Origin of the sequence: Pseudomonas sp. NFX98, from assembly GCF_047784845.1 — a bacterium.
Classification (GTDB): domain Bacteria; phylum Pseudomonadota; class Gammaproteobacteria; order Pseudomonadales; family Pseudomonadaceae; genus Aquipseudomonas.
This window is the reverse complement of the sequence record NZ_JBLNNF010000015.1, coordinates 47766-71235: the sequence shown is the minus strand read 5'-3', so window position 1 is coordinate 71235 and position 23470 is coordinate 47766. Positions and strand designations below refer to the sequence as shown.

The window sequence follows — 23470 nt, the reverse complement described above, 5'->3', positions numbered from 1 at the left end:
GCACAACTCCCCTGGGCAAAACACGACGATCGGGCACTGACTGCCCATGGGCAAGGCCCGAACCAAACGCAGTAGCTGCGCATAGACTCTTGCACGGAAAACCGCGCCGCACTACCTGACAGAAATGACAGTGCCGACGAACGGTAGATGAGGATCAACCAGCGCCATCAAGCGCTGGATCGACGCGAAGTCCGGCAACAAGGCATGGCTGACCTGAACCTTCTGCTGCCCGCAAGCCGGGATCGGTGGCAGATCGGTCTGCTGGCCGTCATAGATCAACACGCGATCCAGTTGCCGGTTATCCAGGCAGAAATCCAGCAAATCCAGCTTTCCATCTGCCAGCGCAGCATTGACGACCAACAGATCGAACGACTCGCAAGCGTACTCCACCAGAGTGAGCAGCTCTTCCAGGCTTTGCACCGGCGCTACCCGGAAGTAATCGAGCTGGTTGAACAATCGCTCGATTTTCATCCGGTTAAAATGCTGTTCATCAGCAATCAGGATACGTAAGGACTTGTTGGACAACGTGGCCCCCGGGTCAAATTAACGAGGGTGCAAGGCTACGGAAGACCCGTAATGCTTTCTGTAGGACTTTTCCTAAATGCCTCGCACCGCTGTCGACGTCTCATTGCCAGCCAAATCGCCGGATGTAAAACCCCTTCACCGCCTGAGTCAGCCCCATGTACGCCAGCAGAATCACCGGCAGGAACACGAAGTACAGTGATGGCAGCGCCTGCAATTTGAAGTAGTGCGCCAGCGGCCCCATCGGCAGGAAAATCCCCACGGCCATGATGATTCCGGTCATCACCATCAACGGCATCGCCGCGCGGCTTTGCAGGAACGGCACCTTCGGCGTGCGAATCATGTGCACGATCAGTGTCTGGGTCAGCAGCCCGACCACGAACCAGCCAGACTGGAACAACGTCTGGTGATCCGGGGTATTGGCGTCGAACACGTACCACATCAAGGCAAACGTGGTGATGTCGAAGATCGAGCTGATCGGTCCGAAAAACAGCATGAAGCGTCCGACGTCGCCCGGCTGCCAGCGCTGCGGTTGCTTGAGCATTTCGTCATCGACGTTATCGAACGGGATGGCGATCTGCGAAATGTCGTAGAGCAGGTTCTGCACCAGCAGGTGCATCGGCAGCATCGGCAGGAACGGAATGAACGCGCTGGCCACCAGCACCGAGAACACGTTGCCGAAGTTGGAACTGGCGGTCATCTTGATGTACTTGAGCATGTTGGCGAAGGTCCGCCGCCCTTCCAGCACGCCCTCCTCCAGCACCATCAGGCTCTTTTCCAGGAGGATGATGTCGGCCGCTTCCTTGGCGATGTCCACGGCACTGTCCACGGAAATCCCGATATCGGCGGTGCGCAGGGCCGGGGCGTCATTGATGCCGTCGCCCATGAAACCGACCACATGGCCGTTGCCCTTGAGCAGGCGCACGATGCGTTCCTTGAGCGACGGGGTGAGTTTGGCGAAGACGTTGGTGGTCTCCACCGCCACCGCCAGTTCGGCGTCGCTCATGCGTTCGATGTCGTTGCCCATCAGCAGGCCTTGTTGCTCCAGCCCGACTTCGCGGCAGATCTTCGCGGTCACCAGTTCGTTGTCGCCGGTCAGCACTTTCACCGCCACGCCGTGCGCTGCCAATGCCTTGAGTGCCGGCGCGGTGCTTTCTTTTGGTGGATCAAGGAATGCCACGTAACCGATCAGCGTCAGTGCCTGTTCATCAGCGAGACTGTAGATGTCGCGCCCTTCGATCATCGGCCGCGCAGCCACGGCGACCACCCGCAGGCCCTCGGCGTTGAACGCCGCAGTGACCTGACGAATCCGACCCAGCAGTTCTTCGCTCAACGCTTCATCCACCACGCCGTGACGCACACGCGTGCACACCGCCAATACTTCTTCCACGGCACCTTTGCAAATAAGCAGATGCGGCTGATCGCGCTCGGCGACCACCACCGACATGCGCCGGCGGGTGAAGTCGAACGGGATTTCGTCGACCTTGCGAAACGCCGTGCCGACTTTCAGTTCACGATGGATTTCCACGTGTTCGAGCACCGCCACATCCAGCAGGTTTTTCAGGCCGGTCTGGTAGTAGCTGTTGAGGTAGGCCATTTCCAGCACGTCATCGGAATCGTTGCCCCAGACGTCGACGTTGCGCGCCAGGAAAATCTTGTCCTGGGTCAGCGTGCCGGTCTTGTCGGTGCACAGCACGTCCATGGCGCCGAAGTTCTGGATGGCGTCGAGGCGTTTGACGATGACCTTCTTGCGCGACAGGAACACCGCGCCCTTGGCAAGAGTCGAGGTGACGATCATCGGCAGCATTTCCGGGGTCAGGCCCACGGCAATCGACAGCGCGAACAGCAGCGCTTCGGTCCAGTCACCCTTGGTGAAACCGTTGATGAACAGCACCAGCGGCGCCATGACGAACATGAAACGGATCAGCAGCCAACTGACTTTGTTGACCCCGGTCTGGAACGAAGTCGGAGCACGATCGGTGGCGCCGACGCGCTGGGCCAGGGCACCGAAATAGGTGCTGTTGCCGGTGGTGAGGATCACCGCCATCGCCGTGCCGGACACCACGTTGGTACCCATGAACAGGATGTTGTCCAGGTCCAGAGGATTGAGCGTGTTGCTGTCCTGCTGACGCGGGAATTTTTCCACCGGCATCGATTCGCCGGTCATGGCTGCCTGACTGACGAACAGATCCTTGGCACTGAGCACCCGGCAATCGGCGGGAATCATGTCACCGGCCGACAACACGATCAGGTCACCCGGCACCAGTTGCTTGATCGGCAGTTCACGACGGGCTTCGTCGCGACGCAGCACCGTCGCGGTGTTACTGACCATCGCCTTGAGCGCATCGGCAGCCTGGTTGGATTTGCTTTCCTGCCAGAAGCGCAGCAGGGTCGAAAGCACCACCATGGAAAAAATCACGATGGCGGCTTTCATGTCTTCGGTCAGCCAGGAGATGACCGCCAGCAAGGTCAGCAGCAGGTTGAACGGGTTCTTGTAGCAGTGCCACAGATGGGTCCACCACGGCAGCGGTTGTTCGTGCTCGACTTCATTGAGGCCGAATTGCCCGCGCAGGGCTTGGGCTTCCAGCTCGCTCAAGCCATCGGTGTGACTGCCCAGCGTGTTGAGCAACAGGCCGGTGTCACTGCCGGCGGCACTGACCAGGGTTTGCGCCAGGGTCGGCGGCACCTCACGGCTGACCGTGGTGTCGGTGAAGTTTTCCAGCAGCGCCAGGCGACGAAAGTGTCGGGCGATGTGGCGGGTGCGCAGGAATCCGGCGAAGAATTCTTTGAGCAGGGTCAGGTTCATGGCAGTTCCCCCAGGATCAGCCGGGAAACCGTCGAGCAGGCGTGTCGGTGCGCCGCGATGACGACACAGGGTCGAACATCACGCACGGTTCAGCGTCGATGAGAAGGACGTCGGGACACGGACCGGGACCGGCCGTGATCGGGATGCCGCTGCTCGCTTTTACGGCGAGACAACGGCACGAAAAGCCTGCGCGTTATCTGGCCGAGGATGTGCCGGTTATCGAAACCGGCCGACTACTGTCACTCGAACAAGTACCCACTGTGGGTCTCCGCTATTGATTGAAAACGCGCGAAGCTTACGCCCCGGTTTTTGCAGAGTAAACGCTGTGGCGGGGAATGGCTGGGGAAATGCGGGGTTCTTCAGGGAGGGTTCAGGATTGATTGCAAAATCAAAATATCGCAGCCTTCGGCAGCTCCTACAGGTGCATACCATTTCAATGTAGGAGCTGCCGAAGGCTGCGATCTTTTGCAGTTGAACTTGATATCAGCTGGCAGTCGCCAACAACAAATCCACCACCGAACGGCTGTGCCCGCGGTTCTTGCCATGGTCATACAGCGACCCGGCAATTTCATCGGCGCGGATCGGCAGGATCGACAGCAGCGTATCGCTCAAGCCGTGGCTGGCCTGGCAGAAGCCCTGCATATAGATGCCGGCCTTGCAGCGTTCGTCAGTGATCAGTTTGTAATTGCGATCAACCTCGAAATCGCCCAGGTATTGCTCCAGTGGCGCGAGCAGTTTGCGGTGCATTTGCCGCTCGTAACCGGTGGCCAACACCACGGCGTCGTAGTGACGAACCGTGACTTCGCCGGTGGCGTTGTTGCGCACCGCCAGTTCAATGCCGCGCTCGGTGGCGTTGGCTTTTTCGATGGTGGTCAGGGTACGGAACGCGTGACGGGCGATGCCCGAGACTTTCTGACGGTAGAAAATCCCGTAGATGCGTTCGATCAAGTCGATGTCCACCACCGAGTAGTTGGTGTTGTGGTACTCGTTGACCAGGCGCTCACGCTCGCTGCTCTCCTGCTGAAACACCAGGTCGGTGAACTCCGGCGAGAACACTTCGTTGACGAACGGGCTGTCGTCCGCAGGCTTCAACGCCGAGCCGCGCAGGATCATGTCGACCTGAACCGACGGGAAGCTGTCGTTGAGGTCGATGAAGGCTTCCGCCGCACTCTGCCCGCCGCCGATGATCGCGATGCTCATCGGTTGGTTGTTGACGCACGGCTGCTTGGCCATTTGCGCCAGGTACTGCGAATGGTGGAACACCCGACCGTCATCCTTCAGCGCCTTGAACGCTTCGGGAATGCGCGGCGTGCCGCCGGCGCTGACCACCACGGAACGCGCGGTGCGCACGTGTTGATGGCCGCTCGCATCACGGGAAATCACGCGCAGCGCTTCGACTTGGTGGTTATGCAGCACCGGCTCGATGGTCAGCACTTCTTCGCCGTAGCGGCTCTGCCGTTCGAACTGCGCGGCGACCCAGCGCAGGTAGTCGTTGTACTCCATGCGGCACGGATAGAAAGTGCCCAGGTTGATGAAGTCCACCAGACGGCCGTGGGCCTTGAGGTAATTGACGAACGAATACGGGCTGGTCGGGTTGCGCAGGGTCACCAGGTCCTTGAGGAAGGAAATCTGCAACTCGCTCTGGGTCGACAGGGTGTTGCCGTGCCAGCTGTAGTTGGCCTGCTTGTCGAGAAACAGTACATCCAGTTCGCCCTGGATCGGCCCGCGCTCTTGCAGAGCGATGGCCAGCGCCAGGTTCGAAGGGCCGAAACCGACGCCGATCAGGTCGTGAACGATGGGCGATGCAATTGCCTGTGTCATTTCCAGTGTCCTCTGGATGAACCCCTCAACAATGGGGCAAGGAGAGCCTAAGTGACCTGACCGGCCTTGAGCAGGACAGTAGGTCGTCTGTTGAGTAGGAACGAGGACAGTGAAATAAAATTTAATAAGAAGGGATCAAAGGAGGATCAATGCGCATCCCATTGCCGCACGCGCACCCGGCAATGCTTCATCGCGTTGACGATGTGTTTCTCGACCAACGCCTTGGAAATGCCCAGGCGTTCAGCGATCTCCGGGTGTGACAGGCCTTCGATCTTGCGCAACAGGAAACTCTCGCGGCACAGCCGTGGCAATTCCTCCAACGCGCGCTGGAGCATGTCCAGGCGCTGACCATGATCGAGGCTGCTGAAAGGCGATGGGCAGAAATAGCGCTCTTCATTATCGAGCACGTCCAGCGACTCGACCTGGCGCAAGGCGTTGCGCCGGTGATCGTCGATCACCAGGTTCAGTGCGGTGCGATAAAGGAATGCCCGGGGCTGCTCGATCGGCGTGTCGCTGGAACGCTCCAGCACTCGCAGATAAGCGTCATGCACCACATCTTCGGCGACCTGACGGTTGCCGAGCTTGGCGTTCAGGAAACACACCAGCTCTCGATAGTAGTTTTCCAACATGACTCCGGCACGGGTGCGGTTTCTGTCCTTGAACCAGCTAATCGACCAAAAAAACGGGCAATGGCACGATAGTGGCAGTTTGAGCTGCGTAATTTATAGTAATTCTCATATAGATTTAAAGTACTGCTTTGTGTTGCCCGACAAATAGTCATGGTCTACACGTGTAACCCATATGTCCGGGGCTAAATTCCCCGGGTCTTTCAACGTATAAAGGACAGCTCCCCGTCTTCCCGCCGCTGAACGACGGGCCGAAATCCTTTGGCCGGAACACTGCATGAAACGTCCCCGTCACACCCGACGCGCCCTGCTTGTCGCACTCTGCCTGATTCCCATCATCGCCGTCGCCGCCTGGAAAATCATCCCGCCCGGCCGTGACCAGTTTGCCACCGTGCAGGTCACCCGCGCGGACATCGAAAGCAGTGTCACGGCCTTGGGCACCCTGCAACCGCGTCGCTATGTCGACGTCGGCGCCCAGGCGTCCGGGCAAATCCACAAGATTCATGTGGAAGTCGGCGATGTGGTCAAGGAAGGCCAGTTGCTGGTGGAAATCGATCCGTCCACGCAACAGGCCAAACTCGACGCCGGGCGTTTCTCCATCGAAAACCTCCAGGCGCAGCTGCAAGAGCAAAAGGCACTGCATGAACTGGCCCGGCAGAAATTCCAGCGTCAGCAGAACCTCAAGGCTGGCGGCGCCACCCGCGAAGAAGACGTGCAGACCGCCCAGGCCGAATTGCGTGCCACCCAGGCGCGGATCGACATGTTCCTGGCGCAGATTCGCCAGGCTCAGGCCAGCCTGCGCAGCGATCAGGCCGAACTCGGTTACACACGAATTTACGCGCCGATGTCCGGCACGGTGGTCGCGCTCGATGCCCGCGAGGGCCAAACGCTCAACGCCCAGCAGCAGACACCACTGATTCTGCGCATCGCCAAACTGTCGCCGATGACCGTTTGGGCCGAAGTCTCGGAAGCCGACATCGGCCACGTCAAACCCGGCATGACGGCGTGGTTCACCACCCTCAGCGGTGGCACCCGACGCTGGAAAAGCACCGTGCGGCAGATTCTGCCCGTGCCGCCAAAACCTCTCGATCAGACCAGCCAGGGCGGTGGCAGCCCCGCCAGTTCGAGTAAAAGCGGCAGCGCTCGCGTGGTGCTGTACACCGTGTTGCTCGACGTCGACAACGCCGACAACGCGCTGATGGCGGAAATGACCACCCAGGTATTTTTCGTCGCCGATCAGGCGCAGAACGTACTGACCGCGCCGATTGCCTCGCTGCAAGCAGGCGCGCAAGCCGATACCCAGATCGCGCAAGTGGTCGCCAAGAATGGCAGCATCGAACAACGCAACGTGCGCACCGGCATCAGCGATCGCCTGCGGGTGCAGATCCTCGACGGCTTGCAGGAAGGCGATCACCTGTTGATCGGCCCGGCTGACGGGAGCGGCGGTTGAATGCAAACGCCCCTGATCGAACTGCAGGACATCCGCAAAGCCTACGGTGGTGGCGACGCGCCTGAAGTTCACGTGTTGCGTGGCATCGACCTGTCGATCCATGCCGGAGAATTCGTGGCGATTGTCGGTGCCTCCGGTTCCGGCAAGTCGACGCTGATGAACATCCTCGGCTGCCTCGACCGTCCGACCTCCGGCGAGTACCGTTTCGCCGGGGAAAACGTCGCGGCGCTGGACAGTGACGAACTGGCGTGGCTGCGCCGCGAAGCCTTCGGTTTCGTGTTCCAGGGTTACCACCTGATTCCATCCGGCTCGGCCCAGGAAAACGTCGAGATGCCGGCGATCTATGCAGGCTTGCCGGCCGCCGAGCGCCACGCCCGCGCCGCCGCCCTGCTCGACCGCCTCGGCCTGGCCTCGCGCACCGGCAACCGACCGCACCAACTTTCGGGCGGGCAGCAGCAACGGGTGTCCATCGCCCGCGCCTTGATGAACGGCGGCCACATCATCCTCGCCGACGAACCCACCGGCGCCCTCGATAGTCAAAGTGGCAAGGAAGTCATGGCGCTGCTCGACGAGCTGGCGAGCCAGGGCCACGTGGTCATCCTGATTACCCACGACCGCGAAGTGGCGGCGCGGGCCAAACGCATCATCGAAATCAGCGACGGTTTGATCATCAGCGACAGCGCCCAAGACAACCCCGCCGCGCAACACTCCTCCACCCCCGGCGCCCTGCAAGCCGTCGATTTACGCAAACGCCTGAGTGAAGGCGCGGAAGCCACCGGCGCCTGGAAAGGCGAACTGGTCGACGCCGTGCAAGCCGCCTGGCGAGTGATGTGGATCAACAAGTTCCGCACCGCACTGACCCTGCTCGGGATCATCATCGGCGTGGCTTCGGTGGTGGTGATGCTCGCCGTCGGCGAAGGCAGCAAGCGCCAGGTCATGGCGCAGATGGGCGCCTTCGGTTCCAACATCATCTACCTCAGCGGCTCGGCGCCCAACCCGCGCACGCCACTGGGCATCATTACCCTCGACGAGGTCAAGGCCGTGGCGAGCCTGCCACAAGTGATGCGGATCATGCCGGTCAACGGCCAGGAAGCCGGGGTGCGCTTCGGCAACCTCGACCACTTGAGCTACGTCGGCGGTAACGACACCAACTTCCCGGCGATCTTCAACTGGCCCGTGGTCGAAGGCAGCTACTTCACCGAGGCCGATGAACAGAATGCGGCTGCGGTGGCCGTGATCGGCCACAAGGTCCGCACCAAATTGCTCAAGGACGTGGCCAACCCCATCGGCCAGTACATCCTGATCGAGAACGTGCCGTTTCAGGTGGTCGGCGTGCTGGCGGAAAAAGGCGCCAGCTCCGGCGACTCCGACAGCGACGACCGCATCGCCATCCCCTACTCCGCCGCCAGCGTGCGCCTTTTCGGCACGCACAATCCGGAGTACATCGCGATTGCCGCGGCGGATGCGCGCAAGGTCAAGGAGACCGAGCACGCCATCGAGCAACTGATGCTGCGCCTGCACAACGGCAAGAAGGATTTCGAGCTGACCAACAACGCAGCGATGATCCAGGCTGAAGCGCGCACGCAAAATACCCTGTCGCTGATGCTCGGTTCGATCGCGGCGATCTCGCTGCTGGTGGGCGGCATCGGCGTGATGAACATCATGCTGATGACCGTGCGCGAGCGTACCCGCGAGATCGGTATCCGCATGGCTACCGGCGCCCGACAGCGCGACATCCTGCGCCAGTTCCTCACTGAAGCAGTGATGCTCTCGGTGGTCGGCGGACTCGCCGGGATTGCCCTGGCATTGATTGTCGGCGGCGTGCTGATCCTCAGCGAAGTCGCGGTCGCATTCTCCCTGATAGCGGTACTCGGCGCCTTCGGCTGTGCCCTGGTCACCGGTGTTGTCTTCGGCTTCATGCCGGCCCGCAAAGCTGCCCGACTCGACCCGGTCACGGCCCTTACCAGTGAATAATCGATCGATGAAGCCGCCACTCAGCCTGTTGACCATATGCCTGCTGCTCAGCGCCTGCGGCAGCCCTGCCCAGCGTCCGGACAGCGGCATTGCGCCGCCCGCCGCCTGGCAATCGCCGCACACCGCCGGCGCCACCCGCGACAACCAGCAATGGTGGAACCGCTTCGGCAGCCCCCAGCTGGGGCGCCTGATCGAACAGGCCAGGGTCGGCAGTTACGACCTGGCCGCCGCCATCGCCCGAGTACGTCAGGCGCAGGCTGAAACGGTGGTCGCCGGCGGCTCACAGTTGCCCGAGGTCAAGGCCGGCGCCAACGCCAACCGCCAGAAACTGCTGCGCGGCAACGGCTACAGCCAACTGGATGCCGACAGCGACAACAGTGCTGTGGATTACTTCAACGCCAATCTGACGGCCAGTTACGAGATCGATTTCTGGGGTGGCCAGCGCGCCTCCCGCGACAGCGCGCAATTCGCCCTGCGCGCCAGCGAGTTCGATCAGGCGACGGTTGAGCTGACGTTGCTCAGCGGTGTTGCCAATGGCTATGCGCAAACCCTGTCGTTGCACGAACAGAGCCGCATCGCCGCGTTGAATCTGGCCAACGCGCAGAACGTTTTGAAACTGGTGCAGACCCGTTTTGATTCAGGCTCGGCAACCGCTCTGGAACTGGCCCAGCAAAAAAGCCTGGTGGCAGCGCAGCAACGGCAATTGCCGCTGGTACAGCAACAAGCCACGGACGCGCAGATCAGCCTCGCCGCCCTGCTCGGTCGCCCGGTGCAGGAGTTGTCCCTCGGCCAGGAACGCTTTGACCAATTGTCATGGCCAGCCATCGATGCCGGCGTGCCCAGCCAATTGCTCAGCCGTCGCCCGGACATCGCCCGGGCCGAAGCGCAACTGGCCGCGGCCCAGGCCGACGTCACCGTGGCCCGCGCCGCGATGTTGCCGACCGTCACCCTGAGCGCGGAAATCGGCTCTGGTGCCGACCGCGCGGGCGACATTCTACGCAGCCCGTTCTACAACCTCACCGCAGGATTGCTCGGGCCTGTGTTCAACAATGGCCGCCTCGGCGCCGAGCGCGACAAGGCCACGGCCCGTCAGGAAGAACTGCTGGAAAGCTATCGTGGGGCGATCATCAATGGTTTCGCCGACGTCGAGAAAGCGCTGAACAGCATTCGCGGACTGGACGAGCAACGGCAGTGGCAAAGCGAAGAACTGAATCAGGCGCAAACTGCCTTCAACATTGCGCAAAGCCGCTATGAAGCGGGTGCCGAAGATTTGCTGACGGTGCTGGAGACCCAGCGCACGCTGTATGCGGCGCAGGATTTGAATGTACAACTGCGGTTGTCGCGGATGCAGGCGAGTATTGCGTTGTACAAGGCGCTTGGGGGTGGGTGGCAAACGCTCTGAAGATCAAAAGATCGCAGCCTTCGGCAGCTCCTACAGGGGCGATGTTTACCGCGCATTTTGCGCATAACACATAACCTGCAGGAGCTGCCGAAGGCTGCGATCTTTTGCTTTAGGCCTTGGCCTTCAAATGCCGCGCATACCATGGCCGTTGCGGCACCTTGCGGAACAGATCCGCGAGTTTCTTTTCGTCCTCGCCAAAGGTAATCCGCAGCGCCAGCTTCATGGTTTCCGGGTCCATCTCCACCGACTTGCCGGCCTGCAACCCCGGCGTGGTGCTGCAACCATGAGTGCTCGGGCCCAGCCACGGGTCGGCGATCTCGACCCAGCGCCCCGGCGCAAACCACGGCACACCATTGACCTGCAATCGACTGACCTCACCCGGATGGAAGCGCTCATGGGCGCGGAACCAGTCTTCCAGGCGGTCATCGATCCAGCCATGAAAATGCCAGAACACCGGATTCACGTGGGAAGAAAACGGATCGCCGAGGAAGTCATTCTCCGGCGCATACCAACGCGCGGAAAAATCCGCCGGATCGCGAGCGAACGGCACCGGCTGACCATTGGACGGATCACGCGGCACCGAAGCCCAGCGCATGTGCAGCCAGTCGTGCAAGCCCAGCTCCACCTCGGAACCAAACTGCCCCAACGTCAGCTTCGACAAATAACGCGGATCGCGGTACTGCGATTCCCAGACCTGAAAATTGCTGTGATACGTCTCATTGGACTTGATATCGCTGACCCACTGCGAGTACTCGTCATCGTCCTCGGCCAGCCAGGTCGGCGGCAGCGCGGTGCCATCGTGGTTGTCGAAATAGTTGGCGAAGCCGATGCGGTCCCGGGCCAGTTCAGGCTGCGGCAGCGGAAAATGCATCCACGATGGCAAATCCTGTAACGAGCGCGCCGTACCGAGCATGTGCCGATGCATGAAGAAAAAATCCACGCCCGAGCCGTTGCGATCCTTGCGCTTGCCGCGAGCATCACGTTCCTGATCCCGTGGGCCCGGCTGCCAGCCGATACCGCGCAAGGCATTGCGCTTGTCTTCGGGCAAGGTGTGCCACTTGTCACGGGACGCATGCCAGAGCTGGTGAAACAGGCGATGCTCCTGGGACGTCAGCCACGCCAACAGCGGCGGATTCAGGCCGGTGCGCTCGCGGGCTTCGGGGAAAACTTTCTTCACGGCGACGAAACGATTGTCCTGCGCCGTCAGCATCAACGGCCGATCCAGATCCAGCACGCGACCGCTCAAAGAGCCGCTGCCGGCATTGCCGAAACCGGCCCAGACTTCGTCCAGCGCCATGCTGAATTCGTAGTCACAGCTGCCATTGACACTGACCAGTCGCCAACTCAACTGCGCCGGTTTGACGCCGGCCAGATCGCCGAGCACCCGGTAACGAGGCTGCTCGCTGGAACGCAAACGTTCAGCGGTGTCGAGAAAACCGATCAGGCCACGACCTTTGTGCCCGATGTCGAGAAACACTTCCAGACCGTCCCGCGGCAAGCCTTCAAGCCCCGCGTCTCGCCCCTCGAAACGAATCTGCCAGACACCGCGCAGCGTATCCGCCAGGCGTTGGCCGGCGACATCCGCCACATCGAATGAAGCTTCGCCCGGCGTGATCGTCGGATCCGGTTTCGTCCATTCGCGATGCCCATAAAAAGCCGCAGGCACGGCAGCGCTGGTCAGCGCCAGGCCCGCCATGAACCATCGTCGAGAAATCGTCATTGCCCTACCTGTGTCAGCCATGAAGCAGGCTTTATCCAAGCTAGAACGTTTGTTGCCCCCATAAATTTATGGCGCCCCGAAAAGATCGCAGCCTTCGGCAGCTCCTACAGGGGCACGCCGATCCAATGTAGGAGCTGCCGAAGGCTGCGATCTTTTCGGGACAACCTAAATTCCAGTGCGGTTTACTCGTTCCTCCCAGATAGCAAAGCCCCCTGCGGCGAACCTGACTGAGACGGCAATGACAAAACCACGTTCGAAAAAGGCTCTTTTCATCGGCCTGCCGCTGGCCCTGGCGATCAGCGCCGGTGCCGGCTTCGCGGCCTGGGATTACTGGTTCAAGGACAATCCCGGCTACCCGGTCAAGGTGATGAAACAGGCCGATGAACTGCATGAGCGCCTTCTTTCGTTCGACAGTCACATCACCGTGCCAATGGATTTCGGCACCGCCGGCAACGAAGCCGACAAGGACGGCAGCGGCCAGTTCGACCTGGTGAAAACCGGGCGCGGTCGCCTGTCCGGCGCGGCACTGACCATCTTCGGCTGGCCGGAAATCTGGAACGGTCCCAACGCGCCGCATCGCCCTACCGCCGGTTTCATCGAAGAGGCGCGATTCGAGCAGGAAACCCGCTACAAAATCATCAGCACGATGGTGCGCGACTATCCCAATCAGGTCGCCATCGCCTACACCCCCGACGATTTCCGCCGCCTGCATGGCGAAGGCAAGTTTGCGATTTTCATGAGCATGCTCAACGCCTACCCGCTGGGCAACGACCTCAACGCCCTGGACAAGTGGGCCGCACGCGGCATGCGCATGTTCGGCTTCAGTTATGTGGGCAACAACGCCTGGGCCGATTCGTCGCGGCCGCTGCCGTTTTTCAATGATTCGCGGGATGCCCTCGGCGGGCTCTCGGACATCGGCAAACAAGCCGTGCACCGCCTCAACGATTTGGGCGTGATTATCGATGTATCGCAGATGTCGACCAAAGCCCTGGAGCAAGTCGCGCGTTTGAGCCGCACGCCAATGGTCGCGTCGCACTCGGCGCCGCGAGGGCTGGTGGACATCCCGCGCAACTTGAGCGACCACGAAATGCAACTGATCAAGGACAGCGGCGGCGTGGTGCAGATCGTCGGTTTCCCGACCTACATCCGCCCGCTGAGCCAGGCCACCCAGGACAAACTCAACGCCCTGCGTGCGCGCTTCGACCTGCAACCCTTGCAAGGCCTCGAAATGGCGTTGATGCCGGGCGATCCGGTCATCACCGTGTGGTCCGAGCAACGTTTCGGCGAATACGCCAGCCAGCTCTACGCCATCGTCGACGAAGAACCCAAGGCCACCCTCAAGGATTACGGCGACGCGATTGACTACGCGGTGAAGAAAATCGGCATCGATCACGTCGGCATCAGCTCCGACTTCAACGACGGCGGCGGCCTCGATGGCTGGAAGGATGTCAGCGAGGCGCGCAACGTGACCGCCGAACTGATCAGTCGCGGTTACAGCGAGGCCGACATCGCCAAGCTCTGGGGCGGCAATTTCCTGCGGGTCTGGGATCAGGTCGAGAAATCCTCCAGACCCGTCGCCAAAAACTGATGCCACTTTTGCCAAGCGAAGCCGAAGCCATGACCAACCGTCGTTCATTCCTCAAGCAGGCCGGTATTCTGGCCGCCGGCCTGCCGTTGACTGCCGGTGTGAGTCTGCCGGCGCTGGCCGGCAATCTACAACAGCAGCCGCAACCGCTGCCCAAGGGCAAATGGGCGCAACTGCGCCAGTTGTTCAATCAGGACCCGGACTACCTGCACTTCGCCAACTTTCTGGTGACCTCGCACCCGACACCGGTGCGCAATGCGATCGACATGCACCGCGCCAACATCGACCGCAACCCCGGCCGCGCCATGGACTGGGACCTGCAGGAAACCGAGAAACGCGAGCACAACGTGCGGGTCTGGGCCGGCCGTTACCTCAACGCCAAACCTGAGCAGATCGCGCTGACAGGCAGCACCACAGAAGGCCTGGCGATGATTTACGGCGGGATTCATGTGCGCCCGGATCAGGAAATCCTGGTCAGCGAACACGAACATTACTCCACCAACTACACCCTGGAATTCCGTCAGCAACGCCAGGGCACCAAGGTGCGCAAACTCAAGTTGTTCGAGAACAGCCACGATATTTCCGTGGATGAAGTGCTGGATTCGATCAGCAAAGGCATCCGCCCGGAAACCCGCGTGCTGGGCATGACCTGGGTGCAATCGGGCAGCGGCGTGAAACTGCCGATCGGTGAAATCGGCAAATTGGTCGAAGAGCTGAACCGCCAGCGCGACGAGAAGGATCGCATTCTGTATGTGGTCGACGGCGTGCACGGTTTTGGTGTCGAGAACCTGGATTTTCCCGACATGCACTGCGATTTTTTCATTGCCGGCACCCACAAATGGATGTTCGGTCCTCGCGGCACCGGGATCATTTGCGCCCGCTCCGCCGAGGTCAAGGACGTCACGCCGATCATTCCGACCTTCAGCGAATCCACCGATTTCGCGACCATCATGACCCCCGGCGGCTATCACAGTTTCGAGCATCGCTGGGCGGCGGACGAAGCATTCAAGTTGCACCTCGACCTGGGCAAGGCCGAGGTCCAGGCACGCATCCACGCGCTCAACACCTATGCCAAGAATCGTCTGCTGGAACAGCCACGGATCGAACTGGTCACGCCGCAAAGTCCGCAGCTGTCCGCCGGTTTCACCTTCTTCCGGATCAAGGATATGGACTGCGAAAAAATCGCCAGCGGGTTGATGCAGAACCGCGTGGTCTGTGACTCGGTCGACCGCGACGTCGGCCCTGTGATCCGTATCGCCCCCGGCCTGCTCAACAGCGAAAACGAAATCGACCGCTTCATGGCCTTGCTCAACAAAACCGCCTGACACGCTCCCCCTGTAGGAGCTGCCGCAGGCTGCGATCTTTTGATCTTGCTTGTAAAAATCAAAATATAGCATCCTGAGGCAGCTCCTAAAGTGTTCGCCCCGTTTTTTTATTTGATAGAGATGATTCATGAACCGAAATCTGCTGACCGCTGGACTGGCTGCCATCCTCGCCCTCCTGCTGCCGTCTGCCGCGCAAGCCGCCACGTCCCCGCCACCGGGCAAGGTATTCAAGGACTGCAAGAACTGCCCGGAAATGGTGGTTCTGCCTGCTGGCACCTTCACCATGGGCACCCCGGATGACGAAGTCGGCCGCGAGCCCGATGAAGGGCCGATGCATGATGTGACCTTCGCCAAGCCGTTCGCCATGAGCCGCTTCCAGATCACCGCCGGTGAGTGGGACAGCTATGTGAAGGAGAGCGGCGTGACCATCGCCAACGGCGATACCCGCCCCGGTCGCGAATGCATCGCCAGCAAGCCGCGTTATCCACAGAGCCCGCGCCAGCCGGCGGTGTGCATGAACTTCGACGATGTTAAAAACTACGTTGCCTGGCTGTCGAAAAAAACCGGGCAGAAGTACAGCATGGTCAGCGAAGCCCAACGCGAATACGCCGCACGCGGCGGCACCAAGGGCCCGTTCCCCTTCCCGTTCGATGAAGGCAAGGAATACAGCATCGCCAAGCACGCCAACACCTACGGCCCGGCGGATGGCTACAGCTACAGCTCGCCAGTGGGCAGCTACCCGCCCAACGCCTTCGGCATGTACGACATGCACGGCAACGTCTACGAATGGGTCGAAGACTGCGAACACCCGAACTACGTCGGCGCCCCCACCGACGGCAGCGCCTGGCTGGAACCCAACTGCGAAGCCGTGCGCATCCGCGGCAACGACTGGGGTGAAGCACCGGTGTTCTCCCGCTCCGGCAACCGCAACAGCCAGTACCCGCAGGAACGTGGGGACTGGATGGGCTTTCGGGTAGTGCGCGACCTCTAAACCTGAACCCCTCCCCTTGTAGGAGCTGCCGAAGGCTGCGATCTTTTGACTTTGATTTTTACAAACAGGATCAAAAGATCGCAGCCTTCGGCAGCTCCTACAGGTTTCTGTGTGCCAACTCCGCCATCAGTCGGCACCTCTCTAAATTAACCCCTCGACCAGACGTTCTACTGGGTATCTGCCTTCCGACCCAAGGAACTGTCTTCCATGACCCAGCCCACCCGAGGCGCCATCGGCGAATTGTTCGCCCTGCTCAAACCCTTTCGACTGATCGTCGCTGCGTCCATTTTCCTGGGCATGGTCGGCGGCCTGAGCGTCACGGTGCTGCTGGCGACCATCAACAACGCTTTGCATTCGGACAGCGGCCTGACCCAGGGCGTGGTCGCGCTGTTCGCCGGTCTGTGCCTGCTGGCGCTGGCCAGTTCGATCTGCTCCGACATCGGCACCAACTACGTCGGCCAGCACATCATCGCCAAGCTGCGTAAACAGCTGGGTGAAAAAGTCCTGTCGGCGCCGATCGAACAGATCGAGCGCTACCGCAGCCATCGGCTGATCCCGGTGCTGACCCACGACGTCGACACCATCAGCGACTTCGCCTTCGCCTTCGCGCCACTGGCGATTTCCGTCACCGTGACTTTGGGTTGCATGGGCTACCTGGCGATCCTCTCGTGGCCGATGTTCCTGATCATGGTCGCCGCGATCCTGATCGGCACCGCGATCCAGGCCTATGCCCAGAGCAAAGGCGTGCAAGGATTCATGGCCGCCCGTGACGCCGAAGACGAACTGCAAAAGCACTACAACGCAATCGCCGAAGGCGCCAAGGAACTGCGCATTCACCGCCCACGTCGCCAGCGCATGTTCACCTCGGGCATCAAGGGCACTGCCGAATTCATCTGCAACACCCAGGTGCGTTCGATCAACACCTTCGTCATCGCCAAGACCTTCGGCTCGATGCTGTTCTTCGTGGTCATCGGCTTGGCGTTGGCGCTGCAAACCTTCTGGCCGAGCGCCGACAAAACCGTGATGAGCGGCTTCGTGCTGGTGCTGCTGTACATGAAAGGCCCGCTGGAACACTTGATCAGCACCCTGCCGATCGTCAGCCGCGCGCAGATCGCCTTCCGCCGCATCGCCGAATTGTCCGAGCAATTTTCCACCCCGGAAGCGCATCTGCTGCTTAGCGATCAGGGCGACGTCAAACCGGCTGTACACGAACTGCAACTGGCCGACGTGCGCTACGCCTTCCCGTCCGTCGACGGTGCCGCGCCGTTTCAATTGGGGCCGGTGAACCTGACGATCAAACAAGGCGACATCACTTTCATCGTCGGCGAGAACGGCTGCGGCAAGACCACGCTGATCAAGTTGCTGCTGGGCCTGTACACCCCGCAACAGGGGCAGATCCGCGTCAACGGCGAAGCCATCGACGCGCAGAACCGCGACGACTATCGCCAGTTGTTCACCACCATCTTCGCCGATTACTACCTGTTCGACGACGTGGTCCAGGGCGATACGCACATCCCGGAAGACGCCAACAAATACCTGCAACGCCTGGAGATCGCACACAAGGTCAGCGTCAAGGACGGCAATTTCACCACCACCGACCTCTCCACCGGCCAGCGCAAACGCCTGGCGCTGGTCAACGCGTGGCTGGAAGAACGCCCGGTGTTGGTGTTCGACGAATGGGCCGCCGACCAGGACCCGACCTTCCGCCGGATTTTCTACACCGAGCTGCTACCGGACCTGAAACGCCTGGGCAAGACCATCATCGTGATCTCCCACGACGACCGTTATTTCGATGTCGCCGATCAACTGGTGCGCATGGAAAGCGGCCGGGTCGTCACCGAGCTGACGCCTGCCTGAACCCCAATGACATTTTTTTCACATTTCTTTTCCGGTTTCGCATTCACGCCCCGTCTTAATAATCATTCCTATTAACAAAAACTCTGCACGACACTTTTTCAGGAGCACAGGTAAGTAATGCGATCTCTTCCACGCCGCACACCTCTCGCACTGGCCGTACAGCGCCCGTCTCTGCATCGGACCCTGTTGACCAGCGTTCTGCTGACCGCCACGTTGCTGGGGAGCAACATGGCCAACGCAGCGCCTGTAAAAGTGAGTATCTCCGTGCAGCCGCTGTCCAGCGCGCTGACCGAGCTGGGCATGCAGACCAATCTGCAAATTCTCTACAGCCCGGACCAGGTTGCCGGCATCAAGTCCCGCGCCGTGTCCGGTTCGCTGGAGCCGTCCGCGGCCCTGGCCGAAATGCTCAAGGGCACCGGCATTTCGTTCCAGATCAACGGCAACAGCGTGACGCTGATTTCCGGCGGCTCCTCGAGCCTGCAACTGGGCGCGACCACCATTTCCGGCCAGGCACTGGGCCTGACCACCGAAGACACCGGTTCCTACACCACCGGCGCCACCACCACCGCCACCAAGCTGCCGCTGACCATTCGCGAAACGCCGCAATCGGTGACCGTGGTGACGCGTCAGCAGATGGATGACCAAGGCTCAAAGAGCGTGGGTGATGTCCTGCGCAACACGCCTGGCGTCACCATGCAAAAATACGACAGTGACCGTACCGAGTTTTCCACCCGTGGCTTTGCCATCACCAACTTTCAGTACGACGGCGTCAACATTCCTTACGACGGTGTCTACGGTGAAAACCCGAACAACAGCGACGACTCCGCCAGCCTCGATCGCGTCGAGGTCATCAAGGGCTCGACCGGCCTGATGACCGGTGCCGGTGACCCGGCCGCGACCGTCAACCTGGTGCGCAAGAAGCCGACCAAAGATTTCAAGGCATCGGTCAGCGCCACCGCCGGTTCCTGGGACAACTACCGCACCGAAGGCGACATCTCCGGTTCGCTGAACGATACCGGTAGCGTGCGCGGCCGTTTTGTCGGCGCCCTGCAGGACAAAGATTCGTACATCGACCACTACAGCCAGAAGAAAGACCTGTACTACGGCATCCTCGAGGCTGACCTGACCGATGACACTCTGCTGACCCTGGGCGTCGACAAGTCCAGCGCCACCCCGCGCGGCAGCTCCTGGACCGGTAACTCGCCGTTCTTCACCGACGGTGGCCGTACCGATTTCTCGCGCAGTTTCAACCCGGGTTCCGACTGGAGCCGTCGTGACTTCGACAGCACCACCTACTTCGCGTCCCTGGAACAAGCGCTGGCCAACGACTGGAAACTCAAGGCCACGCTGGACCAGAAAACCACCGATCACGATACCCAACTGGCCTCCGCCAGCGGCGGCAACCCGGATCGCGCCACCGGCGAAGGCATGTTCTTTTACTGGGGTCGCTGGGAAGGCCACCGCGTACAGAACACCGCTGACATCAACGTCTCCGGTCCGTTTTCCCTCGGCGGCCGCGAGCATGAACTGGTCGCGGGCTTCATGACCTCCCACTCGCGTCAGACAGGTTCCACCTACGACACCAGCGAGTTCGGCCTGGTCCCGGGCGACATCTTTGACTGGGAAGGCCACATCGCGAAACAGGAGTTCCCGAAAAACGGCAAGTACGAACGTACCCAAAGCCAGAACGGCGCTTACCTGGCCACGCGCCTGCGTCCGACCGACGACCTGTCGTTCATCCTTGGTGGCCGCGTAAGTACCTTCAAGTACAACGAGGATTACACCTACTACCCTGGCGCCGGCCTGGCCGACACCCACGCCAGCTACAAGGAACATGGCGTGGTCACGCCTTACGCCGGTGTGGTCTATGACCTCGACGATACGTACTCGGTGTATGCCAGCTACACCAGCATCTACCAGCCGCAAATCTACAAGGACGCCAGCGGCAAGACCCTGGAACCGGTTGAAGGTGACAGCTACGAGACCGGTCTGAAAGCCGCCTACTTCGAAGGCAAGTTGAACGCCAGCCTGGCCTTCTTCCGCATCGAACAGGACAACGTCGCCCAGTACGTCACCACCGACACCGACACCGGTCAGGACGTCTACAAGCCAACGAACGGTGCCACCACCAAAGGTGTGGAGCTGGAGCTCGCTGGTGAACTGGCTGAAGGCTGGAACCTCTCGGCCGGCTACACCTACGCCCGCTCCCGTGACAAGGACGAGCAACGCATCTTCGGTTTCCCGTTGGCCACCTCCAAGCCGGAACACGTCGTGCGTACGTTCACCACTTACCGTCTGCCTGGTGCACTGGACCAAGTCACCGTCGGTGGCGGTGTGAGCTGGCAGAGCGCGTTCTACGGCCAGACTTTCAACCCGAGCGTGGATGGCAGCGGTGAAGGCGCAAACGTCAACCTCAAGCAAGGCGGATACACCCTTGTCGACCTGATGACCCGTTATCAGTACGACGAGCACCTGAGCTTCACCGCCAACGCCTACAACGTCTTCGACAAAAAGTACCTGACAGGCCTGGGCAACTTCGGCACAACCTTCTACGGCGAGCCGCGTAACTTCCAGGTAACGGCTAAGTACGACTTCTGAACCTGAGCCGAAATGAAAAATGCCCGTGTCGTGAGATGCGGGCATTTTTTTATGGGCGAGAAATTTGCACTGAGTTTGATACCGCCTGCTCGCGATGGCAATTTACAAACACTGCCCCAAGACTTACGGGGCTGCTATCAAGTCCTACACGCGACGTTCGTTCTCAGAAAAATGACGAAATTTCACACGTGTTTTTAAGGTTGGCCGTCAGAAGGGCAACGGCTAACGTGGCGGCACCGAATGCATCAGGTTCAATCGTCGAATGCCTAAGGTGATGTTTGCACCAGTATGCGAAAAAAAATGTGAAGATAAATCGACGAAAACTCGAGCAATACATGGATAAAGCCCAATAAATTAAGGCTTGCCAATCAACAACACATGTGAAATAAATGTGAAGAATAATCAACCGGCAAAATTTCTATGCCCCTGATTTCATCAAAAACCTGGCTCGACCCGATTCTTCCCGAGGCTTTACCTCAATCAATTATTGCACTCGCGGATGCGTTGCCCAGGAAGACGCAATTTTTAGCCGGACGTCTTCCCACACAGACTTCGGCGCGTCTCGGCCGACTCCTGCAAATCACCAACACTTACTACTCGAACCTTATCGAAGGCCAGTACACCGAACCTGCTGATATGCAGCGAGCGCAAACGGCACCGATCAAAGAGCGCAAATTGCTCAAAAGCCTCGCGGTTGAACACATGGCGGTCCAGGCATTGTTTGAACGTACTTTGCGCCAACGCGGGCCGATTGGCTGGTCCGGCATGTTTGCACCGGAAATGGTGAGCACGCTGCACAACCGACTGTTCAGGGGCACCACGGATGCAGAACGCACCTTGGCAGATGGCTCAATCATGGAGTCAGGTGTACTCCGGTCGGTCACGGGTCAGAACGTCATCGTCGGCAACCATGATGCCCCTGACGCCTCATCGGTTGAAATCATGCTGCGTCATCTACAAGCAGGTTTTGGCAACCAGACAGACCCTCGTCGTCAGCTTGTTTCCGCGCTTGCTTACCATCATCGTCTCGCCTGGGTTCACCCATTTCCAGACGGTAACGGTCGGGTTGCTCGACTGATTACTCATCTGCAGTTAGTTAGCCTGGGACTGGAGCCCACTCTCTGGTCACTCTCGCGTGGCTTGGCGCGGCGGCACGAGGACTACTACAGGACTCTTGCAATGGCCGATCGCCCGCGTGAAGGCGATCTGGACGGCCGGGGCCAAATGTCGCAGAAACGCTATTTTGAGTTCATTGAGTTCATGCTGCAGGTTTGTCATGACCAAGTGGACTACATGACTGCCGCAGTCGACCCTTCCAGGCTTCGGGAGCGAGTGACACGCGCGTTTCGGTATAACGAAAAGCTTGTACAGCAAGGTATCCGCCCGGAGAGTGCACCGGCGATCATTGCCTTGATCACCCAAGGCAGCCTGCCACGCAATGAGATCAAGACATTCACCGGTCTGACACCCCGTCCGGCAATCGACGAGTTGTCCAGGTTGATCAAAGTCGGGCTAGTAGAAAGTCGGACGCCCAAATCGCGCATCGTCACACCTGGACTTCCTGCATGGTTTGCCCAAGACATTTTCCCGGACCTACACAGACGCTTTCAGTAGCTGGGGCCAAAGCAAAACGAACATCTCTGAAACGAAAAAACCGCCATTGTTTTTAATAGAACATGGCGGTTCTGTTTACTTCAGATCAAACCTTTGACCGCACCCACCCCGCCACTTCCGCATGAATCCCTTCCACCTCACTCAACAACCCCGCCATGCGCAGAAAGTCATGGGTCATGCCCGGTTGTTCCAGCAAGGTCACATCGTTGCCGGCAGCGCGCAAGTGTTCGGCATAGGCCAGGCCTTCGTCGTGCAGCGGGTCGTGGCCGGCCAGATACACCAAGGCGGGCGCCAGGCCTGACAAGTCTTCGGCCAGCAGTGGCGAGCAGCGCCAGTCCGCCAGGTCTGCCGGGGTGCGGCCGTAGTGGGCGTAGAACCAGTCCAGCGTCGGCGTTTCCAGCAAGTACCCTTCGGCAAAATCCCGGTGCGAGGCGCGGTGGCTGGTGGCGTCGGTGACCGGGTACACCAGCAACTGAGCCTTGGGTTTCAACGCCAGTTCTTCGGGTTCACGCACGGCGATCAGTGACAGCACAGTCGCCAGAGTCGCACCAACGCTGTCACCGGCCAGCGCCACCCGCGACGCGTCCAGGCCATGGGCCGCGCCTTCGCGAACCAGCCAGTTGCCGGCATCGCACGCGTCCTGCACCGGGGTCGGGAAACGCCATTCCGGCGCCAGTCGATAATCCACGGTCAACAGGGCAAAACCACCCTGCGCGGCCAAGCGACGGCACAGCGCATCGTGGGAATCGAGGCTGCCGACCACGTAGCCGCCGCCGTGGAAATACAGGATCACCGGTTGCAAACCGTCGACCGTTTGCCCGTCGCGATACAGCCGCGCCGCCAGGCTGTGGCCGTCGCGCGCGGCGATGTTGAAGTTCTCGCAGACGATGTTATCCAGCGGCACATCGAGAAACCCCGAGGACGCTTCGAAATCGATCCGCGCCTGTTGCGGGGTCTGCTCGTGCATTGCGCGACTTTTGCCGGTCAGGCGGCCGAACTCGGCGAGTTCGAGGAAAGCTTCAAGTTCTGGCAGTACGGCCATGGGGTGAATCCTTTTACACAAAGAGGTCAATATTCGGGAACACCTGTAGGAGCTGCCGCAGGCTGCGATCTTTTGGCGGAGTTCGATTCACCGATAAAATCAAGGTCAAAAGATCGCAGCCTGCGGCAGCTCCTACA

The 23470-nt window shown here is 60.3% G+C and carries 15 protein-coding genes; 9 read left to right on the top strand and 6 right to left on the bottom strand.

Features of this window, described 5'->3' with window-relative positions:
- Positions 1–111: 111 nt before the first annotated feature.
- The 4 genes from ACM110_RS20120 to ACM110_RS20105 form a co-directional block, all read right to left on the bottom strand.
- The gene (locus ACM110_RS20120) at positions 112–525 is read right to left on the bottom strand and encodes a response regulator (protein ID WP_416129141.1); all 414 of its coding nucleotides are present in this window, start codon (positions 523–525) and stop codon (positions 112–114) included.
- Positions 526–625: 100 nt separating this feature from the next.
- Entirely contained in the window at positions 626–3328 is a 2703-nt protein-coding gene (gene mgtA / locus ACM110_RS20115) for a magnesium-translocating P-type ATPase (protein ID WP_416129140.1), read from the bottom strand.
- Between the two features lie 483 nt (positions 3329–3811).
- Positions 3812–5149 carry a lysine N(6)-hydroxylase/L-ornithine N(5)-oxygenase family protein gene (locus ACM110_RS20110; RefSeq protein WP_416129139.1) on the bottom strand — a complete coding sequence of 446 codons (1338 nt, stop codon included), beginning with the start codon at positions 5147–5149 and terminating at the stop codon, positions 3812–3814.
- A 146-nt stretch (positions 5150–5295) separates the two neighbouring features.
- On the bottom strand, positions 5296–5820 hold the full coding sequence (locus tag ACM110_RS20105) for a sigma-70 family RNA polymerase sigma factor (protein WP_416129230.1): 525 nt from the start codon (positions 5818–5820) through the stop codon (positions 5296–5298).
- A gap of 232 nt (positions 5821–6052) precedes the next feature.
- Here ACM110_RS20105 and ACM110_RS20100 point away from each other — a divergent pair, with 232 nt between their 5' ends.
- The 3 genes from ACM110_RS20100 to ACM110_RS20090 are packed head-to-tail and all read left to right on the top strand — an operon-like array spanning position 6053 to position 10601.
- Complete coding sequence (locus tag ACM110_RS20100) at positions 6053–7225, top strand: efflux RND transporter periplasmic adaptor subunit (RefSeq protein ID WP_416129138.1); 1173 nt, start codon at positions 6053–6055, stop codon at positions 7223–7225.
- Entirely contained in the window at positions 7226–9199 is a 1974-nt protein-coding gene (locus tag ACM110_RS20095) for a MacB family efflux pump subunit (RefSeq protein ID WP_416129137.1), read from the top strand. It abuts the gene before it with no gap.
- A gap of 7 nt (positions 9200–9206) precedes the next feature.
- Positions 9207–10601, top strand: coding sequence for an efflux transporter outer membrane subunit (locus tag ACM110_RS20090; protein ID WP_416129136.1), 1395 nt, complete (start codon positions 9207–9209; stop codon positions 10599–10601).
- 109 nt (positions 10602–10710) lie between these two features.
- On the opposite strand, the gene ACM110_RS20085 is transcribed toward ACM110_RS20090, so the two are convergent.
- Complete coding sequence (locus tag ACM110_RS20085; protein WP_416129135.1) at positions 10711–12321, bottom strand: PvdJ/PvdD/PvdP-like protein; 1611 nt, start codon at positions 12319–12321, stop codon at positions 10711–10713.
- A 238-nt stretch (positions 12322–12559) separates the two neighbouring features.
- Between ACM110_RS20085 and pvdM the strand changes: the two genes are divergently transcribed.
- The 6 genes from pvdM (at position 12560) to ACM110_RS20055 (ending at position 22291) form a co-directional block, all read left to right on the top strand.
- Positions 12560–13909 (top strand): pyoverdine-tailoring dipeptidase-like protein PvdM, encoded by a 1350-nt coding sequence (gene pvdM, locus ACM110_RS20080; RefSeq protein ID WP_416129134.1) that lies wholly within the window; start codon positions 12560–12562, stop codon positions 13907–13909.
- 29 nt (positions 13910–13938) lie between these two features.
- Entirely contained in the window at positions 13939–15231 is a 1293-nt protein-coding gene (locus tag ACM110_RS20075; protein ID WP_416129133.1) for an aminotransferase class V-fold PLP-dependent enzyme, read from the top strand.
- A gap of 127 nt (positions 15232–15358) precedes the next feature.
- On the top strand, positions 15359–16222 hold the full coding sequence (locus ACM110_RS20070) for a formylglycine-generating enzyme family protein (RefSeq protein ID WP_416129132.1): 864 nt from the start codon (positions 15359–15361) through the stop codon (positions 16220–16222).
- Between the two features lie 207 nt (positions 16223–16429).
- On the top strand, positions 16430–18079 hold the full coding sequence (locus ACM110_RS20065) for a cyclic peptide export ABC transporter (RefSeq protein WP_416129131.1): 1650 nt from the start codon (positions 16430–16432) through the stop codon (positions 18077–18079).
- Between the two features lie 117 nt (positions 18080–18196).
- A complete protein-coding gene (locus ACM110_RS20060; protein ID WP_416129130.1) occupies positions 18197–20677 on the top strand; it encodes a TonB-dependent siderophore receptor in 2481 nt (826 codons plus the stop codon).
- A 420-nt stretch (positions 20678–21097) separates the two neighbouring features.
- The gene (locus ACM110_RS20055) at positions 21098–22291 is read left to right on the top strand and encodes a Fic family protein (RefSeq protein WP_416129129.1); all 1194 of its coding nucleotides are present in this window, start codon (positions 21098–21100) and stop codon (positions 22289–22291) included.
- A gap of 85 nt (positions 22292–22376) precedes the next feature.
- Here ACM110_RS20055 and ACM110_RS20050 read toward each other — a convergent pair whose 3' ends face one another.
- Entirely contained in the window at positions 22377–23333 is a 957-nt protein-coding gene (locus ACM110_RS20050) for an alpha/beta hydrolase (protein WP_416129128.1), read from the bottom strand.
- Between the last annotated feature and the right edge of the window lie 137 nt (positions 23334–23470).